At 67.9% G+C, this 9,028-nt stretch carries 11 protein-coding genes; 9 read left to right on the top strand and 2 right to left on the bottom strand.

What is annotated here, in order from left to right; all coding sequences use genetic code 11:
- Nucleotides 1-1,046, top strand: a 1,046-nt coding sequence (locus MRAB57_RS08615) for an LCP family protein (RefSeq protein ID WP_245835877.1), incomplete at its 5' end; no start/stop codon positions are given.
- A 14-nt stretch (nt 1,047-1,060) separates the two neighbouring features.
- Here the strand turns inward: MRAB57_RS08615 and MRAB57_RS08610 are convergent.
- Nucleotides 1,061-1,885, bottom strand: coding sequence for a glycerophosphodiester phosphodiesterase (locus MRAB57_RS08610; RefSeq protein WP_077087186.1), 825 nt, complete (start codon nt 1,883-1,885; stop codon nt 1,061-1,063).
- A gap of 4 nt (nt 1,886-1,889) precedes the next feature.
- Nucleotides 1,890-2,915, bottom strand: a complete 1,026-nt coding sequence (locus tag MRAB57_RS08605; RefSeq protein WP_077090484.1) for a DUF4328 domain-containing protein — start codon at nt 2,913-2,915, stop codon at nt 1,890-1,892.
- 557 nt (nt 2,916-3,472) lie between these two features.
- Between MRAB57_RS08605 and MRAB57_RS28770 the strand changes: the two genes are divergently transcribed.
- The 8 genes from MRAB57_RS28770 (at nt 3,473) to MRAB57_RS08565 (ending at nt 8,938) form a co-directional block, all read left to right on the top strand.
- Entirely contained in the window at nt 3,473-3,628 is a 156-nt protein-coding gene (locus MRAB57_RS28770) for a hypothetical protein (protein WP_173813920.1), read from the top strand.
- A gap of 159 nt (nt 3,629-3,787) precedes the next feature.
- Nucleotides 3,788-4,411, top strand: coding sequence for a superoxide dismutase (locus MRAB57_RS08600; protein WP_077090483.1), 624 nt, complete (start codon nt 3,788-3,790; stop codon nt 4,409-4,411).
- 223 nt (nt 4,412-4,634) lie between these two features.
- Nucleotides 4,635-5,168, top strand: coding sequence for a peptidase (locus MRAB57_RS08595; protein WP_077087185.1), 534 nt, complete (start codon nt 4,635-4,637; stop codon nt 5,166-5,168).
- 256 nt (nt 5,169-5,424) lie between these two features.
- Entirely contained in the window at nt 5,425-6,120 is a 696-nt protein-coding gene (locus MRAB57_RS08585) for a TMEM165/GDT1 family protein (RefSeq protein ID WP_077087184.1), read from the top strand.
- Between the two features lie 455 nt (nt 6,121-6,575).
- Entirely contained in the window at nt 6,576-6,974 is a 399-nt protein-coding gene (locus MRAB57_RS08580) for a transcriptional regulator (RefSeq protein WP_077090482.1), read from the top strand.
- Nucleotides 6,975-7,097: 123 nt separating this feature from the next.
- A complete protein-coding gene (locus MRAB57_RS08575; protein ID WP_077087183.1) occupies nt 7,098-7,754 on the top strand; it encodes a DUF6474 family protein in 657 nt (218 codons plus the stop codon).
- Nucleotides 7,755-7,769: 15 nt separating this feature from the next.
- Nucleotides 7,770-8,429, top strand: a complete 660-nt coding sequence (locus tag MRAB57_RS08570; RefSeq protein ID WP_083743342.1) for a YcnI family copper-binding membrane protein — start codon at nt 7,770-7,772, stop codon at nt 8,427-8,429.
- The gene (locus tag MRAB57_RS08565) at nt 8,426-8,938 is read left to right on the top strand and encodes a copper resistance CopC family protein (protein WP_077087182.1); all 513 of its coding nucleotides are present in this window, start codon (nt 8,426-8,428) and stop codon (nt 8,936-8,938) included. The genes MRAB57_RS08570 and MRAB57_RS08565 overlap by 4 nt, the downstream gene beginning before the upstream one ends.
- The last annotated feature ends 90 nt before the right edge of the window (nt 8,939-9,028 follow it).

Raw genomic sequence — 9,028 nt, 5'->3', positions numbered from 1 at the left:
CGCCACCGCCGAGCCCCCCGGAGCCGGCGCCACCGCCCCGGCCGACGCCGCCGCGCCGGGTGCGCCCGAAGCGCAAGGGCGGCGTGCGTCGCTGGGCCGGCAGGATCGCCCGGATACTGCTGATCGTCCCGCTAGTCGTCGGCCTCGGCATCGTCGGCGGCGCCATCTGGGTCGACAAAGAGCTACACCGCGCGGACGTGTTCACCGACTATCCCAATCGGCCCGCGCCGGGCCGCGGCACGAACTGGCTGCTCGTCGGCTCGGACAGCCGCCAGGGCCTCAGCGAGCAGCAACAGCAGGACCTGGCCACCGGCGGTGACATCGGCACCGGCCGCACCGACACGATCCTGCTGATCCACGTGGCGCAGTTCGGGTCCGGCAACCCGACGACCATGGTGTCGATCCCGCGCGACTCCCTGGTGTCGATCCCCGACCACGGCAAGGACAAGATCAATTCCGCGTTCGCGCTGGGCGGCGCATCCCTGCTGATCCAGACCGTCGAGCTGGCGACCGGGCTGCGCATGGACCACTACGCCGAGATCGGCTTCGGCGGGTTCGCGGCCGTGGTGGACGCCCTCGGCGGGGTGACCGCGTGCCCGACCACACCGATCAACGATCCCCTGGCGGGCATCGATCTGCCGGCCGGCTGCCAGCAGCTGGGCGGGCGCGACGCCCTCGGGTTCGTCCGGAGCCGGGACACCCCGCGGGCAGACCTGGACCGGATGGTCAACCAACGGCTGTTCGTGTCCGCGCTGCTGCACCGCGCCGGCAGCCCGGCCGTGTGGCTGAACCCGTGGCGCTGGTACTCGGTGCCGAAGGCGGCCACCGCTGCCCTGACCGTCGACCAGGCCGTGCACATCTATGACCTGGCGCTGTTGGGCTGGGCGCTGCATGGGCGCACCACCACGATGACCGTGCCGATCGGTTCGTTCACCGGCAGCGACGAGGGCTCGGTGGTGGTCTGGGACCACGATGCGGCGGGCAAGCTGTTCGACGCGCTGGCGTCCGACGGGCCGGTACCCGCGTCCCCCGACGGTCAGCAGTAGCGGCCCCGTCGGGGCTAGCCGCTGTCCTCGATGGTGCGGGCGTTCTGCAGCCACGCCCTGGTGCGCCCGGGGTGGTTCGTCGCGATCCAGGCCACGCCGACGCTGCGGCAGAAGTCGATGTCGTCGTACTCGTCGACGGTCCAGCAGTAGACGGACCGGCCCTGAGCCAGCGCGCGATCGACCAGTTGCGGATATTCGCGCAACGCGGCCACCGAGGGACCGACGGCCGTCGCCCCGATCGCGGTGGCGGCGCTGCTGGCCAGGTACCGGGCGCCGCTACCGAGCAGCACCGTCGGCAGCAGCGGCGCCGCGCGCCGGATCCGCCACACCGCGGCCGCCGAAAACGACATCACCACCGCGCGCGATCGGTCGGCGGAGGCCGGCGAGGCGATGCCGTAGCGGTGCAGCAGGGCCAGCACCTTGTTCTCCACCAGCGAGCCGTAGCGAACCGGGTGCTTGGTCTCGATGAAGATCTTCACCGGCCGCTGCCAATCCAGGACGAGGGCCAGCAGCGCGTCCAGGGTCAGCAGGCCGGTGTCCCCGTGGGTTCCGTCCGGGCGCCAACTGCCGTGCCATGCGCCGTATTCGAGTTCGCGCAGCTGGGCCAGCGTCATCGTGCTGACCAGGCCGGCGCCGCTCGACGTTCGTTCCAGCCGGCGGTCATGCACACAAACCAGGTGGCCGTCGCGGGTTAGCCGGACATCGCATTCCAGGCCGTCGGCGCCCTCTTTGAGGGCAAGGTCGTAGGCGGCCAACGTGTGTTCGGGCCGATCAGCGGAAGCCCCGCGGTGGGCGACGACAAAGGGGTGCCCGCCGAGCACTTCGTCGGCCGACGTCATACCCCTATGCTGCCGGTTCCTGCCCCTCCAGCTCAACCGGGCCCGCCGGTCGATCCGACCGCACCGCGACCCAGCGGTGGGCGGGCCGCTCGACCGGCTTGCGCACGAATGCGTCGAAGACGCGGGCGGCGGCGGCCACGGCCACCGCGGCCAGCAGGTAGGCGACCACCATGAGGGCGGTGTTGTCGGCGATGCCCTGGGCATCGGTGGCGAAGCTGGTGATCATGGCGGTGATCGACACCAGGTAGCTGAACACCCACGCGATCCACCACTGGATGATCGGCCGCCGCACCCGCGCGTAGTGGGCCTCCAGGATCGCCATTTCGATGACGTACACCGGGGCCCAGAGCAGATTGCCCAGCGGCACAACGCATCCGGCCCACAGGGCCCGCACGGAGCGCTGCTCGGACAGTCCGTGATGCGCGAAGACGGCGGCCCGCCGGGCGATCAGCCACTGGATCAGCAGCACGCCCGCGGCGATCACCGCGGCGAAAGCCGCCACGCTGGCCAACACGCCCAGCCAGTCCGCCACGATGGCCACCCAGGTGTCCAGCAGCGTCTTGCGGTTGATGATCAACAGCACGTACCGCACCACGTACACCAGGGCCGCGATGCACAGCACCAGCACGCTGACGAACGTGGCGAGGCGCACCGCCGCCGGCGACGGACCGGTGCGCCGCGATGTTTCGGCGGCCGCGGGGTCCTGCTGCTCGACGCGATCGACCAGGCCCCAGCGCGGGATCACGGCGTAGCGCGGGGTAGGGCCGAGCGGCCGGCGGCCGCGCCGGGCCGGCGGCGGGGCGCCGGGACGAACGGCTATCCACCGGAAGCCCGGGGGCAGTCGGGGCGCGGTGCGTTGCCAGGCCGGCAGCCCCGCCGGAACCCGCTGCTGTTGAGTGCTCCATCGCGGGTCGGCCGAGGGCGCCTCCGACAGCGGCGCCATCAGCGCCCCGCGGCAGCGGGGGCACCACTCGCGGCGCCGTTCGCGCACGTTCCACCGAGTGCCGCACTGGGAGCACGCCTGGATCACCGGACCAGCGTAGCCCCGCCCGCGGCGCCGGCGGTTGCTGCGCGACCCGTCGCCCCCGGTGTGGATCAGCGGTTGCGGGTTCGCGGAATTCAGACTCTCCCCTGACACCGATTCAGGCCCGGCGCGGGCCGCGATCGGGGCCTCTCGGCGATCACTCGCCAACGCGGACAGTTGACTATGGCTATCCACAGTTTCCACAGGTTTATCCACAGTGGCCGAGCGGGTACGAGAGTCATTAATACTGCGTCTAACTGTTGGTCGCTTGGTGTTGTGCATAACCGGCGGCCAACAATTTGTTGCCATGGACTGTCTACGCGGGGGCCGCGAGCGAAATGTATTGCCGGACTAAGCACTCGCCTGCCCGGTGGTGCCGGTTCGTCGGCCGGTCGCCCGGTGACCGCTCTCCCGATGATCGCGTTTTGGGCAAACCCGCAGCTCTCGGGCCGATGAGCGTGTTTATTTTTCAACCTGATCACAACGCGTTATGATCGCCATCACGAAAGTCGTTGTGATTCACCTCACTACGGCGGGGTGGACGGTTAGGTGAAAGGCGCTTGATGGCGACGCATTCGTTCGGCCCCGGTTCGCCGGGCCCCTCGAACTCGTATTCCGGTTCGCCTGCGTGGAACCAGAGTTACAGCGTCGCGGCGCTGCGCGCCGGCCTCATTGCCCTCGCACTGCTCGGGGTACTCGCCCTCATCGTCTTGTCTTGAAGTCACGCCGACGGGGTATTCGGTTCAGCGGCGTCTCGCAATCGTTCTTGCGGCGCGCGCGGTCTTAGAGCAGGGTTGATAACGTCAGGCTGCCGCGTGGCCGACCGCGTGCGAACGCCCGTCAAGACGATCACCCTGATCATCGAAGAAAGGAATGCCGTGGCTGAATACACCCTGCCCGACTTGGACTGGGACTACGCAGCGCTGGAACCCCATATTTCCGGTCAGATCAACGAAATCCACCACACCAAGCACCACGCCACCTACGTCAAAGGCCTCAACGATGCGGTGGCCAAGCTCGAAGAGGCGCGCGCGAATGGAGACCACTCGGCGATCTTCCTGAACGAGAAGAACCTCGCCTTCCACTTGGGCGGTCACGTCAACCACAGCATCTGGTGGAAGAACCTGTCGCCGAACGGTGGCGACAAGCCCACCGGCGCCCTCGGCTCCGCGATCGACGAGCAGTTCGGGTCGTTCGACAAGTTCCAGGCTCAGTTCAGCGCGGCGGCCAACGGCCTGCAGGGCTCGGGCTGGGCGGTGCTGGGTTACGACAGCCTGGGCGACCGACTGTTGACCTTCCAGCTGTACGACCAGCAGGCCAACGTCCCGCTCGGCATCATCCCGCTGCTGCAGGTCGACATGTGGGAGCACGCCTTCTACCTGCAGTACAAGAACGTCAAGGCGGACTACGTCAAGGCGTTCTGGAACGTCGTCAACTGGGCGGACGTCCAGTCGCGATACGAAGCCGCGACCGCGAAGACGAATGGTCTGATCTTCGGCTGATACCAACGATCAAGGCTGAGGCGTCGCGGATAATCCGCGGCGCCTTTGCTTTTCCCGGCTTTGCTTGCGCATTTCTCCAGGATTTCGCCGGCTCGCGATGGGCCGTCAAGATTGCCCGCATTACTGGCCGTGTCGAGTTGCAACGCGCCTAACCCGCAGGCATTCTTAACTATTCGGGCTACCAACGTGGTTATTTCGAAACTCGCGTCGCGGGGAGGTCGAGATGGAAGCTGCGTCGGGTCAACCTATTGGGGTTGCTCCCTTTCATTCTCGTGGCGCCCTTAAAGGGTTTGTGATTTCCGGGCGTTGGCCCGATTCCACCAAGGAATGGGCCCAGTTGCTCATGGTGGCGGTCCGGGTCGCCTCGTTGCCCGGATTGCTCTCCACCACAACGGTATTCGGCGCCCGCGAGGAACTGCCTGACGAACCCCAGCCGGACACCGTCGGGCTGGTAATGGCCGAGGGCACCATATTCGGTGAATCCGCCATTCAGCCGGGCTATTTCGCGGAACGCCAGCCGCCCGCGTTGCTGATGCTGCACCCGCCGTCGGAAACCACACCGTCGTTGCCCGAATGCAGTGGGGCGGCATCGGGATGCGTGTTGCTACCTGGCTTACCGTATCTGGGATTAGAGCATCGAGCGGCGTGGGTAGAGGCCGAATCCGACGGCACCATCACATCAATGGTGAGCCGCGTGGGGGTGGACCCCATCAGCCATCCTGATACCGCGATCCTGGCAATGCTGCTTGCCGCATAAGGCAATTCACCTCTGAATCGTCCAGTGCTCGAATCGATGAATACGGGTGCCCGAACTTCCCGGCGTTGCTGGCGCCCGCCAGAACTGCCCGGTAGCCTGGTGCGGTTAGCGAAGGGGAGTAGCCCCCAATCGTCGTGTCGACATACTGGCGCATAGCCCGGCCGACGAACCGGTCCCACCAGACCGGTGGGCGAGACCTTCGACCGATGTCGATGACCACCAGGTCGTCGACGACGTGTCGAAAGGTCGTCAGAGGATGCTCGCCGCAACACTGCTAAGCCTCGGGGTGGTTTTCCTTGCTGAACTGGGCGACAGGTCCCAACTCGTCACCATGACCTACGCGCTGCGCTACCGATGGTGGGTGGTGCTGACCGGGGTGGCTATCGCGGCGTTTCTCGCACACGGAGTCTCGGTTACGGTCGGGCACTTCCTGGGTGCCGCCCTGCCCGCCCGCCCGCTGGCGTTCGCCTCCGCGGTCGCCTTCCTCGTCTTCGCCCTCTGGGCCTGGCGCGAGGGCACCAGCGGCGACGACGAGGTCTCGACGGAAACCGAGCCCCGCTTCGCGCTGCTGGCGGTGATCTCGACGTTCGTCCTCGCAGAGATGAGCGACAAGACGACGTTGGCCACACTCACACTCGCTAGCGGCCACGACTGGCTCGGCGTGTGGATCGGCTCCACGATCGGCATGGTGCTGGCGGATGGTTTGGCGATCGGCGTCGGGGTGTTGCTGCACCGCCGCCTCCCGCGGCAGCTGCTGCATGTCCTGGCGGGCCTGCTGTTCCTGATGTTCGGCCTGTGGATCCTGCTCGACACCGCACTCGGCTGGCGGCCCGCGGCCGTCGCCGCCACCTCGGCGGTGGCGCTGGCTGCCGCTGCAGCGACGTGGGCGCAAACGGTGCGCCGGCGCCGAACGAACGCTTCGATCGCCGGGAGGTCGCCGGAAGTCTCCTAAGGTGCTCGCCCGCACCACTCCCCTCGATCCGCCGTGTTCGGCAGTGGCCCCAGAGAGCTCTCCGCGGGCTGTTTCAAGGCATCCGGAAGCCGATTGCAACGTGCGGATTGCATCTGACAGCAAATACAGCTCGCGCCGAGTTGCCGACACCCGATGGTTGCGCACCTCTACCCGGTACCGTGGGTCCGATATCTTCGGCGGGTTCTTGCGCGGCGCCCGTTCGCTTCGGATCGGCGGGTTCATTTCTGCGGATAACCTGTGAGTTTCGCTCACATTATGGACACTCGCGTGATTTAGTTGGACGCTCGTCGAGTGTGGACTCAGCTAACCTCCTTGGGGACTTCAGCGAACCCGCTTCCCTTTGCACTCGGTCGCGGTCCGAAACCCTCGGTACCATGGTCAGCAAATACACCTAGGTAATAGTTCACTTCTACAGCCCAGTGGAGGTCATATCGATGAGCACGACGTTCGCTGCTCGCCTGAACCGCTTGTTCGACACCGTGTATCCACCCGGTCGCGGGCCGCACACGTCGGCAGAGGTGATCGCGGCGCTCAAGTCGGAGGGCGTCACAATGTCGGCTCCCTACCTGTCGCAGTTACGTTCGGGCAACCGCACCAACCCGTCGTCGGCCACCATGGCCGCGCTGGCCAACTTCTTCCGGATCAAGCCGGCGTATTTCACCGACGACGAGTACTACGAGAAGCTCGACAAGGAGCTGGCGTGGCTGGCGGCGGTGCGCGAGGACGGCGTGCGCCGCATTGCGGTGCGCGCGGTCGGGTTGTCCGCGCAAGCCCAGCAGGACATCGTCGAGCGCGTCAACGAGCTGCGCCGCATGGAGCGCCTCGACGCGTAGGCCGCCGACGGTCATGCAGCCCGACCTGTTGGGCTGCTGTCGGCGTACGCCGATTAGGGTTGACTCCACGGATCGCGCACGCGCGAGAGCGATAGTCCACGAGATACCGGGAGGCGGCCTCCAATGGGCCTGTTCCGCAAGCGAAAGAGCCGCGCGACGCGCCGTGCCGAGGTCCAGGCGATCAAGGCCCGCGCAAAGCTGGAAGCCAAGCTGTCCGCCAAAAACGAGGTTCGCCGCATCAAGGGCGATCGTCGCGCCGCAGAGAAGGCGCTCCAAGCGCAGGTCAGGTCCCAGCGCGACTCCGACCGCACGGCGCTGAAGGTCGCCGAGGCCGAGCTGAAGGCGGCCCGGGAAGGAAAGTTGTTGTCGCCCACCCGCATTCGCCGCGTGCTGACCGTGCTTCGGCTGCTCACACCCATCCTGACGCCGCTGATCTACCGGGGCGCCACCGCCGTGCGCGCGCTGATCGACCAGCGTCGCGCCGACCAGCTCGGCATTCCCCTCGCCCAGATCGGGCAGTTCTCCGGGCACGGCGCCGAGCTGTCGGCCCGCATCGCCGGGGCGGAGAAGTCGTTGCGGCAGGTGCAGGACCGCAAGCCCAAGGACGCCGAGACCCGCCAGTTCGTGGCCGCGATCGTCGAGCGGCTCAGTGACCTGTCGGCGGCCATCACCGCGGCCGAAAACATGCCCACCCCGCGGCGGCGCGCGGCGCACTCCGCCATCGCGTCGCAGCTCGACGGGATCGAGGCGGACCTGATGGCCCGGCTCGGCCTGAGCTGAAAGCCGGGCACTGACATGCCCTTTCAGCAAAACTGGACGTGGCGGGCGCTGGTCGCGGTTGCCGCAGCGGGCACGCTCTACGCCGGCTCGGCCGCTTTCACCCCCGCGGCCTGGGCGCACGTGCACGCCAGCAGCGACAACGCCGTGCGCGGCGGCACGGCGTTGGTGACCTTCCAGGTGCCCAACGAGTCGGACAAGGGTGCGGCGACCACCACGCTGACGATCGTCCTTCCCGACGTCGCCTCCGCGCGGACCGAGACCATGCCCGGGTGGACGGCCAAGCTCGACCGCGACGCGGCGTCCGGCACCGTGCACTCGGTGACCTGGACGGCGGTCGCCGGCGGTGGGATTCCGGTGGACCAGTTCGCGCTGTTTCGCCTGTCCGTGCAATTGCCCAACACCGACACCGTCAGCTTCCCGGCCACCCAGACCTACGCCGACGGGTCAGTGGTGAAGTGGGATCAGCCGCCGCTGCCCGGCGGCGGTGAACCGGAGCATCCGGTGCCCATGCTGACCCTGGCCACCGGGCCGGCCACGGCGCACGAGCACCATCACGCGAGCGCGCCGACCGAGCACGGCGGCCAGGCCGACAACGCCGCGCGCCTGCTGGGCGGCGCCGCCATGATCGTGGCGGCCGTGGGTATCTGTCTCGTGCTCATCCGCCGAAGGACATGAGGCGCCTCGCGGTCCTCGCGCGGGCGGGCATCTTGCTGGCCGCCGTGGCGTTGACCGTGACCCTGCACGCGCCGGTCGCAGCGGCGCACGCCAACCGCGTGTCCACCGAGCCCGCCGACAACGCTGCCCTGGCGGCCGGCCCGGCGCGGGTGAGCGCGACGTTCAACGAACGACTGCAGACCACGTTCGCGGCCATGACCGTGGTGGGTCCGGATGGAAACTTGTGGTCAGCCGGAGAAACCAGCGTCCAGGGTGCGGTCGTGAGCGTCGGCCTGCGCCCGCTCGGGCCGGCCGGCACCTACACCGTGAACTACCGGGTGACCTCCGCCGACGGACACGTGGTCTCCGGATCCTGGTCGTTTCGCCTGACGGCGCCCGGGACCGGAACACCGGGACCCGCCGCCGCGGCAGGCAATATCGCCGGCGCGATCCCTATCTGGCCGTTTGTTCTGGCCGCGGTGGTACTGGTGGCCGGGGCGGCGCTGTGGACGCTGCGGCGGCGGCCCTGACCGTCTTGGCAGGTGAACCGGCGTCGCGCCTCCTGGCATGATGGAACTCGAGTAGTTTTTCGTGGCGCTGACAGTGCCGCTGATAATGGC

This window comes from Mycobacterium rhizamassiliense (assembly GCF_900157375.1).
Taxonomy (GTDB): Bacteria; Actinomycetota; Actinomycetes; order Mycobacteriales; family Mycobacteriaceae; genus Mycobacterium; species Mycobacterium rhizamassiliense.
Note: the sequence above shows the minus strand (reverse complement) of the source record. Positions and strands in the feature narration are given on the sequence as shown.